General features: G+C 71.7%; 11 protein-coding genes. All 11 read right to left on the bottom strand.

Going from position 1 to position 16,983, the window contains the following annotated elements; genetic code table 11:
- Positions 1 to 8: 8 nt before the first annotated feature.
- From AC4IJH_RS01930 to AC4IJH_RS01880, 11 genes are read right to left on the bottom strand one after another with little or no spacing between them, the layout of a single operon-like run.
- Complete coding sequence (locus AC4IJH_RS01930; protein WP_490849659.1) at positions 9 to 1,253, bottom strand: class I SAM-dependent methyltransferase; 1,245 nt, start codon at positions 1,251 to 1,253, stop codon at positions 9 to 11.
- Positions 1,250 to 2,458 carry a glycosyltransferase gene (locus AC4IJH_RS01925; RefSeq protein ID WP_490849658.1) on the bottom strand — a complete coding sequence of 403 codons (1,209 nt, stop codon included), beginning with the start codon at positions 2,456 to 2,458 and terminating at the stop codon, positions 1,250 to 1,252. Before AC4IJH_RS01925 ends, AC4IJH_RS01930 begins: the two co-directional genes overlap by 4 nt.
- A 2-nt stretch (positions 2,459 to 2,460) precedes the next feature.
- On the bottom strand, positions 2,461 to 3,765 hold the full coding sequence (locus tag AC4IJH_RS01920) for an O-antigen ligase domain-containing protein (protein WP_490849713.1): 1,305 nt from the start codon (positions 3,763 to 3,765) through the stop codon (positions 2,461 to 2,463).
- Position 3,766: 1 nt separating this feature from the next.
- A complete protein-coding gene (locus tag AC4IJH_RS01915; RefSeq protein ID WP_490849657.1) occupies positions 3,767 to 5,290 on the bottom strand; it encodes a right-handed parallel beta-helix repeat-containing protein in 1,524 nt (507 codons plus the stop codon).
- A gap of 9 nt (positions 5,291 to 5,299) precedes the next feature.
- The gene (locus tag AC4IJH_RS01910) at positions 5,300 to 7,297 is read right to left on the bottom strand and encodes a heparinase II/III family protein (protein WP_490849656.1); all 1,998 of its coding nucleotides are present in this window, start codon (positions 7,295 to 7,297) and stop codon (positions 5,300 to 5,302) included.
- The gene (locus AC4IJH_RS01905; RefSeq protein WP_490849655.1) at positions 7,294 to 9,474 is read right to left on the bottom strand and encodes a bi-domain-containing oxidoreductase; all 2,181 of its coding nucleotides are present in this window, start codon (positions 9,472 to 9,474) and stop codon (positions 7,294 to 7,296) included. Before AC4IJH_RS01905 ends, AC4IJH_RS01910 begins: the two co-directional genes overlap by 4 nt.
- Positions 9,475 to 9,491: 17 nt before the next feature.
- Positions 9,492 to 11,414, bottom strand: coding sequence for an asparagine synthase (glutamine-hydrolyzing) (gene asnB / locus AC4IJH_RS01900; RefSeq protein WP_490849654.1), 1,923 nt, complete (start codon positions 11,412 to 11,414; stop codon positions 9,492 to 9,494).
- A gap of 3 nt (positions 11,415 to 11,417) precedes the next feature.
- Positions 11,418 to 12,977, bottom strand: a complete 1,560-nt coding sequence (locus AC4IJH_RS01895) for a Wzz/FepE/Etk N-terminal domain-containing protein (RefSeq protein ID WP_490849653.1) — start codon at positions 12,975 to 12,977, stop codon at positions 11,418 to 11,420.
- A 2-nt stretch (positions 12,978 to 12,979) separates the two neighbouring features.
- On the bottom strand, positions 12,980 to 14,371 hold the full coding sequence (locus AC4IJH_RS01890) for a Wzz/FepE/Etk N-terminal domain-containing protein (protein ID WP_490849652.1): 1,392 nt from the start codon (positions 14,369 to 14,371) through the stop codon (positions 12,980 to 12,982).
- Entirely contained in the window at positions 14,368 to 15,648 is a 1,281-nt protein-coding gene (locus AC4IJH_RS01885; protein ID WP_490849651.1) for a glycosyltransferase family 4 protein, read from the bottom strand. Before AC4IJH_RS01885 ends, AC4IJH_RS01890 begins: the two co-directional genes overlap by 4 nt.
- A complete protein-coding gene (locus AC4IJH_RS01880) occupies positions 15,638 to 16,966 on the bottom strand; it encodes a nucleotide sugar dehydrogenase (protein WP_490849650.1) in 1,329 nt (442 codons plus the stop codon). The genes AC4IJH_RS01885 and AC4IJH_RS01880 overlap by 11 nt, the downstream gene beginning before the upstream one ends.
- Positions 16,967 to 16,983 lie beyond the last annotated feature (17 nt).

Here is a 16,983-nt window from a genome sequence, read left to right as displayed (position 1 = left end):
GTGCCCTTTCAAGACGCGGCCTCGACAATGCTCAGTTCCGGGATGGGAAAGACCAGTCGGCCGCCCCAGGCGTGCACGAAGGACAGCTGCTCGACCAGTTCGTCCCGCAGGTTCCACGGGAGGACGAGGACGTAGTCCGGTCGGTCGGTGCTGATCTGCTCGGGCGGCAGGATCGGGATGCGGGTGCCCGGGGTGAACCTGCCGTGCTTGTAGGGGTTGCGGTCGACCGTGTAGGAGAGCAGGTCGGGCCGGATGCCGCAGTGGTTGAGCAGGGTGTTGCCCTTGCCCGGAGCGCCGTAGCCGACGACTGTCTCGCCGCGCTCGGCCGCCTCGATGAGGAACTTGAGGAGGTCACGGCGCACCTTGGCCACCCGGGCGGAGAACTCGGTGTACCCGGACAGCTCCTGCAGGCCGGCGGCCTTCTCGCGGGCCAGTACGTCGGACACCCGCGCACTCGGCTCGCCCGCCACCTCGGCAGGCCGCGCCCACAGCCGGATGGAGCCGCCGTGGGTCGGCAGCAACTCGACGTCCACGAGCGCGAGTCCGCCGCTCGCGAGGGCCCGGATCGCGGAGGCGACCGTGTAGTACTGGAAGTGCTCGTGGTAGATCGTGTCGTACTGGTTCTGCTCGATCAGGGTCAGCAGGTGCTGCACCTCGATGGAGACCCAGCCGTCGTCGGCGACCAGGGCGCGCAGCCCCTGGGTGAAGCCGACCACGTCGGGGATGTGCGCGTACACGTTGTTGGCCACGACCAGGTCCGCCGGGCCGTGCTCGGCGCGGACGGCCGCGCCGGTGTCCGGGCTCAGGAACTCCGTGAGCGTGGGCACGCCCGCCTCGCGCGCCGCGGCGCCGACGTTCACCGACGGCTCGATGCCCAGGCAGCGGATCCCGCGGTCCACCACGTGCTTCAGCAAGTACCCGTCGTTGCTCGCGACTTCGACCACGAAGGCCTCGGAGCCGTCGGAGTCGAGACCCACCCGCTGTACGGCGTCGGCGACGAACGTGCGCGCGTGCTCCACCCAGGAGGTCGAGTACGAGGAGAAGTACGCGTACTCCTTGAACGTCTCCTCCGGCGTGATCAGCGGCGGGATCTGCGCGAGCCAGCAGTCGGTGCAGACCCGCAGGTGCAGCGGGTACGCGGGCTCCGGCTTGTCCAGTTGGTCCGCGGCGAGAAAGCTCTCACATGGTGGCGTCGCCCCCAGATCGACGACGCTCGCCAGCGTCGCCGAGCCGCAGAGTCGGCATCGTGTCATTTATTGCCCCCCATTAATTCCGTCCGTCCCGCGATCGCGGTGCGGTACCCCTCCACCAGGCGCTGAAGGCCGACGGCCGGGCTGAACCCCTGCTCGTATCGGCGCCGGGCCGCCCGGCCCATCTCCCGGTTGCGGGCCGTATCGGCCGCGATCCGGCGTACGCAGGACGCGAGCGAGGCTGCCTCGCCCGGCCGGTGCAGCAGCCCGGTCACCCCGTCCTCGACGAGTTCGACGAAGGCGCCGTGACCGGCGGCGACGGTCGGGACGCCGGCCGCCATCGCCTCCACGACCACCAGGCCGAACGCCTCCAGCCAGGTCGAGGGAGCCACCACGGCGACCGACCGGGCGATGGCCTTCTGGCACTCGGCCGTGTCGTACAGGCCGACGTATCGCACGTCGTCCCGGCCCGCCGCCCAGGCGGTCACCTCCGGCTCCAGCGGCCCCGCGCCGGCGATCACGAGCGGTACGCCCACACCGCCGTCGGCGGCGAGCTCCTCCCAGGCGGCCATGAGCAGCCGTACGCCCTTGGCCTCCGCGAGCCGGCCGAGATAGAGCAGATGCTCGCCGTCGCCCGATCGGCGGGCGCCCGGGTCCGGCACGAAGTTGTGCTTCACCACAAGGCGTTCGGCGGGCAGGCCGGCCCGCACCAGGACGTCGCGCTGCGCCGCGGAGATGCAGAAGAACCGCTCCACGCCGGACGACCACCGCCGCCGGTTGACCGACAGGCTGACCGCGAGCGGCACCGTCGCAAGGCGGGAGCTTCGGTAGCAGCCGTGCCGGACGGCGGGCAGTGGCGCCTTCCCGACGCATTCGGTGCACGGGCGGCCGTCCCGCTGCAGCGTGCCGGGCGGGCAGATCTGGGCGTAGTTGTGCAGCGTGGCGACGGCGGGCACACCGGCGTCGGAGCAGGCGGCGAGGACCGCGGGCGACAGGAGCGGGAAGACGTTGTGGACGTGGACCACGTCAGGGCGTGAGGTGCGCAGCCGGGCGGCGAGTTCCGCGCGGACCGCCGGGTTCCACGGCACCAGCAGCGGCACCGCGGCCTTGGCGAGGAGGGACCGGGCGGCGATGTCGTCGCTGCGCCGCTCGAACACCTCGACCCGGTGGCCGGCCGCGCGCAGCAGCTCCACCTCCTGGTCGACGACTTTGTTCTCCCCGCTCGGCTGTGCCGAGGCGTAGCGGTTGTGCACCACGAGGACGTGCATGTTCAGGTCATCTCCGATCGTCGGGCCCATCGCGGGACATGTCGTCGAGGGGCCGCGGGCATCGGGATGGGCGGGGCCGCGGCGGGTGCCGCCAGCAGTGCGGCGGCCACGGTCAGATGCAGCAGGTACGGCGAGGCGTCGCCGAGACCGGCCTCGGTGTACGACGCGATCGCGCAGTAGCTGATCAGGAAGATCGCGCAGGCCCGCTGCAGCGACGGTGGCCGCAGTAGTGCGACGCCGCCGAGCACGATGATGATCGTGGCCACGATGGCGGTGCCGGTCAGCCCCTGCTCGTGGTAGACGGCCAGCCAGCTGTTGTCGATCGGCAGCCCGCCGAACGACTTGTCGCCCAGGCCCATGCCGAACAGCTGCTCCGAGGTCGTCCGGGGGGCTGCGAGCAGGGCGTCCCAGACCGTGGCCCGACCGGTGAGGCTGGTCAAGTACTCCTGGCTCTGTCCGCGCAGGAACCACGCCTGCAGCGCGGAGCCGAAGCCCACCGCGGCCACGGCGGCGCACAGCAGCGCCCACGCGAAGAACCGGCGGGCGGCGGCGCTGGTCAGGACGAGCGAGCCGATCGCCAATGCCAGCCCGGCGAACAGGCCGAGCGTGGCCGTCCGGGTGTGGGTCAGCGCGAGCAGGACGAGGGACGGCACGATGACGACCGCCGCACTGGCCCTGTCGGTCCGGCGGCCCAGTACGAGCAGCACGGTGAGCCCGATGATCACCGCGGCGTACTGTCCGATCTGCGGCGGGGTGAGCGGCCACAGCGCGCCGACCAGGCGTCCGCCGTAGAGGTCGGGCAGGGCGGCGCCCGGTGAGAGGACCAGGCCGACGGCCACCGACCCGAGGACCGCGAAGTACATCCGGATGTGGTGCCGGACGAACGTCAGGCCGCCGTCCCACCAGCGGCTGAGCAGCCACAGCGTGCCGACGAAGAGCGCCAGCCGGGCGCAGCGGAACAGCGCGCCGAACCCGGACTCCAGCTGTGCGCTGGAGATCACGCTCGGCACCAGCAGCAGGGTGAGCAGGAGCAAGAAGGCGCTGGCCCGGATGCGCAGCCGGAGGTTGAGCGCGAGCGCCAGCGCGAACGCGGCGACCAGCGCGCCCATGGTGACCAGCTGGATGAGGGAGCGGGGCAGCGGAATGATGGTCTTCGCCCCGGCGGAGCCGAGCGTGTTGAGGATCAGCAGCGCCCAGACGATCCCGACGGTCCTCGGTGTGCCGGCCGGGCGCTGCGCGGCGCCGGGCCGCGTGGCCGCCGTGTCCGGCCCGCCCGCCAGCCCTCCGTGCCGCAGGTCCCCGCCCATCTCAAGCACCGGCCCGAGGGTCGAGGGTGCTGCCCGCGTCCTGCTGGTACGGCGCGCCCTGCCACTGCCCGAAGTCGAGCACCCGGCTCGGGTCGTGGGCCACGAACTTCCACGGTCCGCGGTAGACGTTGTCGTGCCAGCGGTTGTGCTGCTTGCGGGTGATCGCCTCGGCCACCCGCTCGCCCTGGTAGGGCGACCAGTCCGGATAGGTGCCGTAGTTGGCCAGCACCGCCATGCGGTCGCACTTGTCCGTGCACTCGACGACGGAGGGGTCCAGCACGAAGCGGTTGTCGTGGATGTCCACCCGCTGGGTCTTCCACCGGCAGTCGGCGTAGAGCGGTGGTGCGGCGATCGCCGGCCGCGCGCAGCGGTCGGTGCTTTTCACCAGCAACGTGCAGTCACCGGAGGAGGTGTTGGCGGGGCTGTTGCAGAACCGGTCGGCGTTCTCCCACAGGGTGATCCCGGACCAGTTGTTCTCCAGCACGTTCCGGTAGATCTCGATCTTGTCCGTGCGGGCTCGGATCCGTGGTTCGCCGCCGGACTCGGACAGGTAGACGGTCGCGAACGGGAAGCTGTCGCCGCGCTCGGCTGCCTTGCGGCCCTCGACCCAGTTGTTCCGCCGGATCGTGTTCTTCCGGATGACCGCGTTGTAGCTGGTCTCGTAGATCAGCGCGGCACCGTCGTTGGCCTCGATCACGTTGTTCTCGATGCGGAAGTCGTTGTTGTTGGTGTCCGCCCACAGCCCGGTTCCGCGGTTGTCGTGCACCCAGTTGCCGCGTATGTCGGCGCCGTCGACGGCCCAGAACTTGATGCCTCCGGTGCAGCCGCAGCCCTTCCGCCTCCGCTCCCAGTCGCCGGTGTTGTTGCCCACGATCTCGTTGCCCTCGACCACCAGGCCGCTGATACGGCCTTTGGCCTTGTACGCGTTCATGCCGTACTGACCGTTGGCGCGCAGGCAGTTGGCGCGGACCTGCTGGCGGACGCCGGCCATCAGCCCGGCGCCGGAGTTGTGCTGGATCGTCGCGTGCTCGATCACCCACCCGTCGGCCGAGTCATGGTTGACGACGCCCTCGTCGTGCGGCGGGACGAAACGCTGCACGGTCAGGTAGCGGATGGTGACGTCACGCGCACTGCCGCCGAACGCGTACTGGTTGGTCTTGCGGCCGTCGAGCACCGCGCCCGGCGCGCCGAGGTAGCGGTTCCCCTGCTTGGGGACGACCTGGGCGTAGCGGTCCGGGTCGAGCCGGTGCCGGCCCGGCCGAAGCCAGAACGTGGTGTTCGGGGGGCTGCTCTTGGTCTTCGCGGCCAGGTCGCCGACCACCGCGGGGTCGACCGTCACCGCGCCCGCCGGCGCCTTCGCGGGACCGGCCGCGGGCTTGGCGCACACCCGGGCCACGGACCGGGCCACGGACGTGGATGGCTGGGCGGTCGGCTCCGCCGGGGCGCCCGGCGTGCTCACACAGCCGGTCGCCAGCAGGGCCGGCGCCGCCACCGGCACCGCCCAGTTCCGCCACTTGATCCCCACGCGTCCTCCCTAGCCGCAGAACCTGAGTACGGTGGTGAACTCCCCCGACAGCGCCGTGCCGTCGGCAAAGCCGGTGCCGACCAGCGTGGTGGCGGGTTCCTTGCGCCCGAAGCCGGCGGAGTACCAGCCCAGGATGGGGTATCCCCTGCTCGCAGAGCTCGGGGAAGGGTCGCTCTCGCCGCGATGCGCCCGCCAGCGCAGCTGCGCGGGCAGGTCGAGTACGGCGGAGCGGTCCTCGCCGTCCCGGGTCCAGGTGAGCTCGGCCCGGTTGTCCACCAGGTCGGCGGTGATCGCCGGGCCGAGGTGGAACGCCAGGCGCACGGCCCGGCGCGGGCCGCGCACCTCGTCGACCACCCGCAACTCCTTCGCTGCGGCGGCCAGTTCCACCCGGCGGCGGTGCACGGTGCCCTGGTAGCCGTCGTGCTCGGCGCACCACTTGGCCACGCCCCCGCCGGATGTGTCCGCGACCAGGACGCGGCTGCGGGCATGCCGGGTCCACAGGAACGGACCGCCGGAAACGGACTGGTCGGCGCCGTCCAGTTGCAGGGTGTTGTGTCCGAGGGTCGACCGGAAGTACTGCCGCCACTCGGGCTGCCCGTGGTAGCAGTACGTCCCCGGGTCGGCGAGCACGTCGACACCGTCGTGCCGGACCTCCACGGACAGCGCGTCCGCGTGGGCGTGCGCGGCGATGGACAGGAAGCCGTGCGGACCGCCGTCGCAGCGGCACCAGATCTCCTCCGGGCCACGCAGGATCGTCAGCCCCGCGTCGGCGAAATGGCCCGGTCGGCTTGCCGGGCGGGACACGGCACCGTTCTTTGCGTACGGCCGGATGAGCGCGGCCAGCAGCGGGGTGCGCACATCGGTTCCGGTCACCGCCGGCCACCAGTCGAGCCGGCCGAACATGGCGTCCCCGGTGGCCAGGAGCGAGGCCCAGCGGTCGGTGCCCGCGCCGTCCAGGATGAGCCCGTGCCCGTCATCCGCGTCCCCCTGGCGCGGCGGCCGTAATCGGTTGTCCACGACGGCCGCGAGCGCGTCGGTCATCCGCAGCAGCACCAGGCGGATCGACGCGGGGACCGGCACGCCTGCGGCATCCGCCTCGGCCACCGCGGCCAGGCCGAGTTCCAGCACCAGTCCGTGGTACTCGGTGGCCAGCTCGCGGTTGAGGCCGGAGGGGAAGGTGTTGCCGCGCAGATGCCGCTCCAGGGACCGCAGGGCGCCGGCTCGCCAGCGCGCCGATGCGGGGAACCACCCGAACGCGCAGGCCGCGGCGAACTGCCCGGCGGCCTCGGCGATGACGTGGTTGTTCGCCGAGGACCCCCGGCTGGGGAAGGCGGCCAGCCAGCGCTGGTGGTGCCAGATCTGGTTCAGCGCCACCGGGTTGCCCTCGAAGAGACCGGCCGCGCCCGGCCAGCCGTCGAGCAGCCGGCGGATCCACACCCAGGACAGCAGCCGGATGCCCAGCTCGATGCCGCTGATCCAATGCACGCCGCGCAGCGGTGGGTTGGCCGTCCACCACGACCGCAGGTGCGCGGCCACCCGCTCGGCGTACCGCTCGTTCCCGGTGATCGCGTAGGCGGCGGCGAGCACGGTGAGGTACTGGTGCCGGGACAGTTCCCAGATCTGCTTGATGTCCCCGACCGCGTCCTCGTTCCGGTACGGCACGTCGAAGGCGTAGCCCCACGGAGCCCGGCGCCCGGTCTTGGGGTCGTACCACCAGTCCGGGTCGGCCAGGTCCTCGCGGACCACTCCGAAGTACTCGGCGTGCCCGTGCATCAGCCGGTCCGCCTCGGCGACGAGACGTTTCGCGGCGTCCGGAGGTATCGCGGCGATCGTCCCGGCGGGCAGGAGCGCGGTGAACCGGGCGCCGCTCACCCTCGGGCAGTTGGGCCGCGCCGACCGCCACCGCCGCCTGCGCACCGCGTCGCCCACCCGGCCGCCGATCTCCCGTGGTCCCATTCGGGAGAGCCGCCGCAGGTACCAGCCCGCACTCCCCGAGCTCACCGTCATCGCGCCCTCGCCAACGTCACCGGCGCGCCGCCGGCCAGGCCGGTCTGTACGGCGAGGGTGGCCGCCGTGGTGGCGACCAGCGAGTCCAGCGGCACGGGCATCGGCCCGCCGGTCCGCACGGCCTTGACGAATGCGGCCAGTTCGGCGTTCTGTCCCTTGTCCCGGGCCTTGGGCAGCCGGGAGCTGACCCACCGCTTCTGCCCGTACACCGAGGCGCGGACGAAGTCGTCGAGCCGCAGCACCTTGCCGTCCGCGACCAGGTCGAGGGTCTCCTTGGGGAAGCCGGGCGCGCCGGTGGTGACGTAGCTGATGGTGGCGGTGGACCCGTCCGGGTAGCGCAGCACTGCTTGCAGGTCCTCGTTGCCGGACGTGGCGACCGCGTACACCGAGACCGGGTCGGCTCCGAGCAGCCAGCTCGCCGTGTCGATGAAGTGTCCGCCCTCGCCGGCGAACCGCGAGCCCTCGGTGCCCTGTTGGAGGTACCAGCTGCCGTGCTGCAGCCGGCCCGCGTTGACCAGGTAGCGCAGGCTCGCCGGACCGGTCCGGGCGCCGAACCGCTGCCTGGCCTCCTGAAGGAGTGGCGCGAACCGGCGGTTGAAGCCCACCTGCAGCCGGTCGTTGCCGGACTCCTGCACCGCCGCGAGCACGTCGGCCAGTTCGTCCTCGGTGAGGGCCAGGGGCTTCTCCACGAACACCGCCTTGCCGGCCAGGAGCGCTCTTCGGGTCAGTTCGGCGTGCGAGCTGTGGCGGGTGACCACGAACACCGCGTCGACGGACTTGTCACCGAGCACGGCGTCGAGATCGGTGGTCGCCTCGGCGAAGCCGAACTTCCGCTGCGCGTTGGCCGCGGACAGCGCCGTCGTGGTGACGACGGTCGACAGCTCGACGCCGTCGCGCTGCGCCAGGTGCGGCAGCAGCATCGACGTCGCGTAGTTGCCCGCGCCGATGAACGCAAGGCGTACCGGCGTCTTGGCGGCGCGGGCCGGTCTCCGCTTCACGGACACCGCGGGCACGGCCACCATCGGGGCCGCCGTTTCCTCCGCTTTCCCCGCCTGTTCGGGGTAGCGGAACAGCACGGCCACGGCCTTCAAGTCGCCGTCCTTCAGGCTCTGGTACGTCTCGACCGCGTCGTCGAAGTCGGCGATGTGGGAGACCAACGGCTCCACGTCGATGCGGCCGCGGGCCATGAGGTCGAGGAAGCACGCCAGGTTGCGGCGCTCGGTCCAGCGGACGTAGCCGATCGGGTAGTCGCGTCCCGCCAGCTCGTACTCCGGGTCGTAGCGCCCGGGACCGTAACTGCGGGAGAACCGGACGTCGAGCTCCTTCTCGTAGTACGCGTTCCACGGCAGGTCCAGGCGGCACTTGCCGATGTCGACGACGCGGCCGCGGTCCCGGCTCAACCGGGCGGCCAGCTCGACGGGTTGGTTGCTGCCGCCGCCTGCGGCCAGGTACACCTGGTCCACTCCGTGACCGCCGGTGAGCTCGGCGACGTAAGCCTCCACGGCCGCGGAGGCGGGATCGCCGCAGGCCGCGGCGCCCAGGCGCTCGGCGAGCTCGCAGCGCACCGGGGCGGGGACGCCCCCGACGACGCGGACGCCCGAGGCGGTCAGCAGCTGCACCACCAACTGCCCGATCAGGCCGAGGCCGATGACCAGGGCCGCGTCGCCGAGTTGCGGCTCGCCGCGGCGGACGCCCTGCAACGCGATCGACCCGACGGTGCCGAAGGCCGCGTGCCGCGGCGCGAGGCCGTCCGGCACCGGGGTGTAGAGGTGCTTCGGCACCCAGTTCAGCTCGGCGTGCAGCGCGTGCTCGTTGCCGGCGCAGGCCACGAGGTCGCCGACCGCCACGTCCTCGATCCCGGCGCCGACCTGCTCGACCACCCCGCACAGCGAGTAGCCCAGCGGCGTGTAGGAGTCCAGCTTGCCCATCACCTTGCGGTAGGTGGCGGGCACCCCGTTGGTGGCCACGCTCTGCATGACCTTGGCCACCTGGTCGGGGCGGGAGCGGGCCTTGCCCAGCATCGACATGCCGGCCTCGGACACCTTCATGAGCTCGGTTCCGGTGGAGATCAGCGAGTAGGCGGTGCGGACCAGCACACCGCCCTGCTTGCACCCCGGCACCGGCACGTCGAGCACCGCCAGCTCGCCGCTCTTGTAGTTCTGCACAACCTGTTTCACCCGAACTCCTCTGATTCCTAAGCCGTTAACCGAGTGCTCTGGCCGGACCCAGAGGTCGCGTCGCGATACCAGTACTCGAGGGTCAGCACATGCCACAGATGCTTGGAGAAGTCCCGCTGCCCGGCGGCGTCCTCGGCGACCATGCGGGCCAGCGCGTCGCGGCGCAGGAGCCCGGAGTTGACGAGTACGCCGTCGTTGACCACCTCGCGCACCAGCGGTGCCAGATCCCGGCTCATCCAGGCCCGCAGCGGGGCGCTGAACAGGCCCTTGGGCCGGTAGACGATCTCCTTGGGCAGGATCGAGGTGGCCGCCTCCTTGAGGGCGGCCTTGCCCTGCCGTCCGACGATCTTGCGATCGCCCGGCACGGCGAAGGCCGCCTCGACCACCTCGACGTCCACGTACGGCACCCGTACCTCGGTCGACGCGGCCATGCTGGAGCGGTCCGTGTACGTGAGGTTCAGGCCCGGCAGGAACATCCGGGCGTCGCCCAGGCACATGCGGTTGACGAAGTCGTCGAGGTCGTTGTCCTGGTAGATGTCCGCGTGCTCGGTCAGCACGTCCTCGACCGCCGGGGCCAGGTCCGGGTCGACCAGGGCGAGCAGCTCGTCCTGGTCGTACATGGTGTAGCTGCGGCGGAACGCGGTCTCCTCCGGCAGCTCGGCGAAGGAGAGGAACCGCTTGGCGAAGCGCACCGACCGGTATCCCCGGCGGGCCGTGGCGACCGGCAGCCGGTCCACGGTCGCGTACAGGCCGCGCCGCAGGGGCCGCGGGATGCGCTGGTAGCGCAGCGCAAGGAGGTTGGCCAGGTGTTTGCGGTACCCGGCGAACAGCTCGTCGGCGCCCATCCCCGAGAGCATCACCTTGACGCCGGCCTCCCGCGCGGCCTCGCAGATCAGGAAGGTGTTGATCGCGGCGGGGTCGCCGATCGGCTCGTCCAGGTGGTACGTCATCCGCGGCAGCAGGTCGAGCACGTTCGGCGCGATCTCGATCTCGTGCAGATCGACGCCGAATCGCTCGGCCACCTGCCGGGCGTAGCGCAGGTCGTCCGGCATCGCCTCGAACTTGGCGTCCTCCGGGCGGAATCCAATCGTGTACGCGGAGATCCCCGGCTGGTGGCGGGCGGCAAGCGCGGTCAGGTAGCTGGAGTCGAGGCCGCCGGAGAGGAAGGTCGCCACGGGTACGTCGGAGAGCAGGTGCCGCCGGGTCGACTCCTCGACGACGGCGGCCAGGTCCGGCTGCCCGGCGCCCTGGGCCTCGTGGGCGACGTCCCGGAGGTTCCAGTACCGGCCGCGCTCCACCCGGCCGTCGGGCCGGCATCTGAGCCAGCTCCCCGGTGGCAGCTTCTCCGCTTCACGGAACGCGCAGCGCGAGTCCGGCACCCAGTAGTAGAGGAGCGAGGCCACCAGTGCCGCATGGTCCACCTCCAGCGGACCGCCGGTGGCGGTGGCGAGCGCCTTCAGCTCGGAGGCGAACACCAGGCCCTGGCCGCGCCGGAGCAGGAACAGCGGCTTGATGCCCAACTGGTCGCGCGCGAGCACCAGTTCACCGGTGCGCTCGTCGAAGATCCCGAACGCGAACATGCCGCGCAGCCGGGGCAGGCAGTCGGTGCCCCAGCGCCGCCAGGCCTCAAGGAGCACCTCGGTGTCGGAGGTACCGCGAAAGCGCACCCCGGCGGCCGCCAGCTCGGCACGCAGCTCGGGCGCGTTGTACAGCTCCCCGTTGTACGTGAGGGAGAGGCCGCCCGAGACCATCGGCTGGGCGCCGGTCTCGGACAGGTCGATGATGGCCAACCGGCGGTGCCCCAGGTGCACTTCACCGTCACCGGCGGGATGGCTGTACCGTCCCGCCCCGTCCGGACCGCGATGGGCGAGGGTGTCGGTGAGCCGGTCGGTCACGACCTTCCCGTCCGGCCACCGGTAGGTGCCTGCTATGCCACACACGTCTTACCGCGCCTCCTGATCGGTGTCCGGGACTCGTACGGCCCATGACGGCCGCTCCGTCCGCAGCTGGCCCTCCCCCACTGCCTCAACGGCGTGGGAGGTACCCCCGTCGTTCTGCCGGGCCAGCTGCTCGCTATGGCCCCGTAGCGCGATGTGCAGCCCGTCCCACAGCGTGCCGTCGGTCCGGTCACGCGGATCGGGGTCGATCAGCACCACACCGATCACCGCGATGCGCTGGTCCGCGAGCTGCCGCGCCACGGTGTGCAGCCATGCGGCGCTGCCGTGCCCGGCACGTACGACGAGCACCGTCCGGCCACCGAGGTACTGGAGGTCGGTCCACGCCGTGCCGGGCGCGACCGAGCCGACGCCGATCCTGCGCACCTGACGTGGCATGGCCGCGGCACGCTCGCCGCTGACCACGGCCGGGTCTCCCGGCTTCGGGCGGCCGGCTGCGAGCTGCTGTCCCGGCAGAGCGTCGACGATGACCACCTGCCGCTCCGCCGCCAGTGCCCTGGCGACGTCCAGGGCGATCACGCTCGTGCTGCGCGCACAGCCCAGTTCCAGCAGCGACACCGGTTCCGCGGAGCCGCGCACGGTGCGGGCCAGGGTCGTGGTGAGCCGTTCGTGTGCCGCCCGGGTCCGCCGGAGCTGCCACGGTCCGGCCGGCAGGCGGGGCGCGCTGCGCAGCTCCGCGATGACCGAGGCGCCCAGGTTCGCCGCGATCTCCCGGCGCAGCACGGGGCGGTCCGCCACCACCGCGCCGACCGCGGCCACCGCGAGTCCGAGGGCGAGGCCGAGGACGAGCCCGATCCCGGCGTCGGTGACAGCGGCCCTGGGAAGGGAGTGCCGCACCGCGCGCGGGGCGTCCACGATCTGTGTGCCGGCGATGAGCTTGGGCGTGCCGATGCGCGCGTCCTCGGCGCGCTGGTCGAAGTCGGCGATCCGTGAGTTGAGTTCGGCCCGGCGGGCGAAGAGCGTCTCGATGCTCGCCGACGCCTTCGGGTCGCTCTCCGGCGAGCGGTCCCCGATCGCCTTGTTGACCTCGGCGAGCTCGTTGCGCATGCGGTCACGCTGGTCGCGCAGGGCCTTGGCCTCGGCGCTCGCGGCGTCCCGCATCCGCTTCACATGGTCCGCGACGAACGCGTCGGCCAGCGCCTTGGCCCGGGCCACCGCTTGCGCCTCGCTGTCAGCTGTCACATCGATCTGCAGCACGTTGTTGGTCAAGCCGGTACCCCGGTAGTTCCGCATGAAGTCTTCCGGGTTCTCCGGGGACTTGAGGGACCGCAGGGCCTGGGCGGCGATCCGCGTGGTCCCCAGCAGCTCGACGTCGGTACGGATCAGCGTTCCGGTGTCGTTCGGCTGGTCCTCCTGATGCGCGACCAGCACCTTGGTCACCGCGGCCGGCTGCGGCGGCAGCAGGACCGCCACCGCCGCGCCGGCCAGCAGCCCCAGCAGCGCCATGGCGCACCAGAGACGGCGGCGCCTGCGCACCGCCACCACCAGCGCCTGCAGGTCCAGCAGCGGAGTGGCCGTCGACGACTCGGACGTCTTGCTCGTCGTCATCCTCAGCCTCCCCTCGCGTCGTCGGCAACCGCGATCGCCGGTGTGGCGTGACGCGGAGGTTGGTCGGCGGTCCGCGTCGGACGGTCCCGGACCGTGCCGGCGACGACGACACCGACCACCTCGTGTCTGCCGTCCGCACACGCCTCGGCGATGCCGGCGAGCTCCGCCGCGGTCCAGCTGCCCGCGCTGAGCACGACCAGGGCACCGGACTCGGTGCCGCGGTCCGGCACCAGTGGCCGGGACACCGGGACTTCCACCATCCGCAGCATGGGATATCCCCTGCTCGAAGAGCTCGGAGAAGGATCGCTCTGGGCCTCGGCGACGAGCTGCCCGGCGGCCCGGCGGGCGATCTCGTCGCCCTCCGGTACGACCACCAGCAGCCGCCGGGAGGCCGGCAGCTTCTCCCGGAGACGAGCGCACACCCTCCGGTAGCGGATTCGTGCGCCGGCCTCGTTGCCGGACACCCGCGGCGTCGGTACGTCCCACCGGGTGTCGACGCCGAGCAGCCGACGGATCCAGGCCTGCGGGCCAGGTCCTCTTGGCCGGTACGCGGACGGCTCCGCGGGCACGTCGACGGTGCCGAGGAGCGTCGAGCCCAGCGCCGCGGCGATCTCCGTTTCGGTGCGCAGTCGGCGGCTCACCCGTGCGGCGGTGAGATGGCCGATGACCGCGAAGAGGAAGAACAACAGCGCCCCGGCGACGATGAGTTGCGTCCTCGTGGGCGGTGCCTCGCCGGTCGGCCGGGCCGCAGGACCCATGACGACCATGTTGGCCTTGTTGCTCGCCGGGTCGGCCTCGTCCAGCTTCTTCATGGCCTCCTGCAGCGCGGTACGCAGCTTCTCCAACTCGGTGCGGGCCTGCACGCTCTCCACGGTCCGCCCAGGGTCGGCCGCATTGGCCAGGTCGGTGATGCGGCGGTTGGTCTGCACCACCTTCTGTCGCAGTGTCTCGGGCCCCGTCGCCTCGTCGGGGGCGGTGCTGTCGCCCGCGATCCGCGCGGCGAAGGTGACGAACTGCTGGGCCACCTGGTCGGAGAGCCGCTGCGCGCGCTCCGGGGTGCCGGCCGTACCCGAGATCTTGATGATGTTCCCTTCGGCGGCCTTGGCGCTCACTCGGTCCCGCAGCTCGCTGCCGCTGACACCGGTCCAGTCGGGTGTGGCGGCCACCCGGTCGACCACCGCCGAACTGGCCGCGATCTCCGCCTGCGTCAGCAGCTCGCGCTCCTCCCACTGCCCCGCGAGGAGTACCGATGCCGACGTCGTATAACTCGGTGGGAACAGCAGGGAGGCTCCGTAGCCGACGAGCCCGCCCACCACGGCGACGATGGCGAGCAGCCGCCAGCGCCGACGGAGGATCCGCCCGATCGTGACCAGGCGTATTGCGTCATCGCTCAACGCCGCTGCCTCCTCTGTGCCCGGAACGGGCCGCCCGCCGACACCGGAGCGTGGTCACGGCAGGCCGCGGCGTAGGCGGCGAGCAGCGACGCTTGCGAATTCCGCCAGGCGAGCTGACCGCTGATCCGCTCCTGGCCGACCTTGCCCATCCGGGCCCGCTGCTCCGGATCGTCCAGCAACTGCGCGATGAGCCCGGCGAATTCGGCCTCGTTGTTGGCCTGCGCGTAGACGGCGGCGTCACCGGCGGAGACCCGCGCCTCCCGGAGGTCGAACGAGACGATCGGCCGGCCCATCACCATGTACTCCAGGACCTTGTTCATGGTCGACACGTCGTTGAGCGGATTGCGCGGGTCGGGCGAGAGGCACACGTCCGCGGTGGACAAGTAGCGCACCAGGTCGGCGTCCGGAATGCGCCCGGTGAACTGCACCTGCTCACAGAGACCGAGCTGCCGGGACAGCTGCACCATGTCGTCGAAGGCGTCGCCCGCACCGACGAACACCGCGTGCCAGTCGGTCCGCCCGACCTCGTCGCGCAGCTTCGCCAGGGCCCGCAACGCGTAGTCGACGCCGTCCTGCGGGCCCATCACGCCCAGGTAGCACAGCAGATGGGGCTTGCCGCGCTTCAGCTCCGGCTCGGGCGGTACGGGGTGGAACCGGTCGGTGTCGGGCGCGCTGCGCACCACGAAGACGTCCTCGGGCCGCTTGCCGCCACGGCGCAGCGCGACATCCCGGTAGCTCTCGTTCGTGGCGAGCACGATGTCCGCGGCCCGGTAGGTCCGCCGTTCCAGCGCGCACACGGCGCGGTAGAGCAGGTCCTTGCCCCGGTCGAACCGGGAGAGGTACAGCTCGGGCACCAGGTCGTGCTGGTCGAAGACGAACCGCGCGCCGCGCCGCGTCAGCCACCGTGCGGGCAGGAACAGCAGGTCGGGCGGGTTGCAGGCGTGGACCACGTGGACCGGGCCGACCTTGCGGGCGAGGCGGGCCGTGTGCCACAGCGCCGATCCGTACTCCCGCAGGTATCCGGCGGGCCCTCCGGTGGCCGCGCGCAACGGGTAGCGGTGGATCCGCACCCCGTCGATCACCGCCTCCGGCTCCGTGTCCCGCTTCTCCCCCCGGGGACAGATGACGTGCACCTCCCAGCCCGCGTCGCGCAGCGTCGTGCACTCCTGCCACACCCGCCGGTCGAACGGCACCGACAGGTTCTCCACCAGGATCAGCGCGCGCCGGCCCGGCCGGTCGCCGCTGGCTGTGTCGTCGAACGATGTGTCACCAAGCAAGGCCCATGTACCCCGGTTCGGTCCGGCGCGCCTCGGCGTCGGGAAGGCGGATGAGGTCGATCAGCACCGGTCCCGCGCCATGGGGCAACGCTGAGAGGACGGCCGGATCCTTGGTCCCGACCAGGCACACCTCGGCGTGCTCGAGCACCTCGCCGACGGAGTCCGCGAGCAGCTGCCCGAGGTGCGGCAGCCGGGTCTCGATGTACTCGCGGTTCGCGCCGACCAGCCGGGACAGGCTCACATTGGCGTCGTGGATCTTCAGGTCGTAGCCCTTGCCGAAGAGCCGCTCCGCCAGCTCGACGAGCGGGCTCTCGCGGAGGTCGTCGGTGCCGGGTTTGAAGGACAGACCGAACAGGCCAACCCGGCGTTTGCCGGTGCGCTCGACCAGGTCCACCGCGCGCTGGAGATGGTCGGAGTTGGAGGGCAGTACGTGGGCGAGGATGGGCACCGAGATGTCGGCCCGCCGCGCCGCGTGGACCAGGCTGCGTAAGTCCTTGGGCAGGCAGGAGCCGCCGAAGGCGAAGCCGGGCCGCAGGTAGGCGGGGCTGATGTTCAGCTTGCGGTCGGCCAGGAACACGTCCATCACCTGGTGCGAGTCCACTCCGAGCGCCTGGCACACCGCGCCCAGCTCGTTCGCGAAGCCGATCTTGAGGCCGTGGAAGGCGTTGTCCGCGTACTTGATCGCCTCGGCCGTCGGGACCGGCACCCGGAACACCTCGCCTGGCAATCCGTCGTACAGCGCCGCCACCGCGTCGCCGCTGGCCGGGTCGAGCTCGCCGATGACGGTCTTGGGCGGGTCGAAGAAGTCCCGCACGCTGGTGCCCTCGCGCAGGAACTCCGGGTTGACCACGACCCCGAAGTCCGTCCCGGCCGTGCCGCCGACGTACTTCTCCAGGATCGGTACCAGCAGGTTCAGGCAGGTGCCCGGGAGCATGGTGCTGCGGAACACGACGGTGTGCCGCCCGCCGCCCAGCTCCTTGCGCTCGGCGAGCGCGGCGCCGATCTGCTCGGTGACCCGCTCCAAGTACGTGGTGCACAGGCTGCCGTTGGGCTCGGACGGCGTGCCCACGCAGACCAGCGACACCTCGCTGCCCATGATCGCCTCGCGGACGTCGCAGGTGGCGCGTAACGCCCCGGCCCGCACGACCTCGGCGGTGAGTTCGCCGATGCGCTCCTCGACCACCGGGGCCTTGCCGTCGTTGACCAGGTCGACCTTCGCCTGGTTCACGTCCACCCCGATGACCTCATGGCCCTGGCCGGCCAGGCACGCGGCCGACACGCAGCCCACGTAGCCGAGCCCTAAGACGCTGACTCTCATCTTCCGTTCCTCCCCCC

It is taken from the genome of Streptomyces sp. UF-297 (genome assembly GCF_058245575.1).
This window is presented reverse-complemented; position numbering and strand designations above follow the sequence as displayed.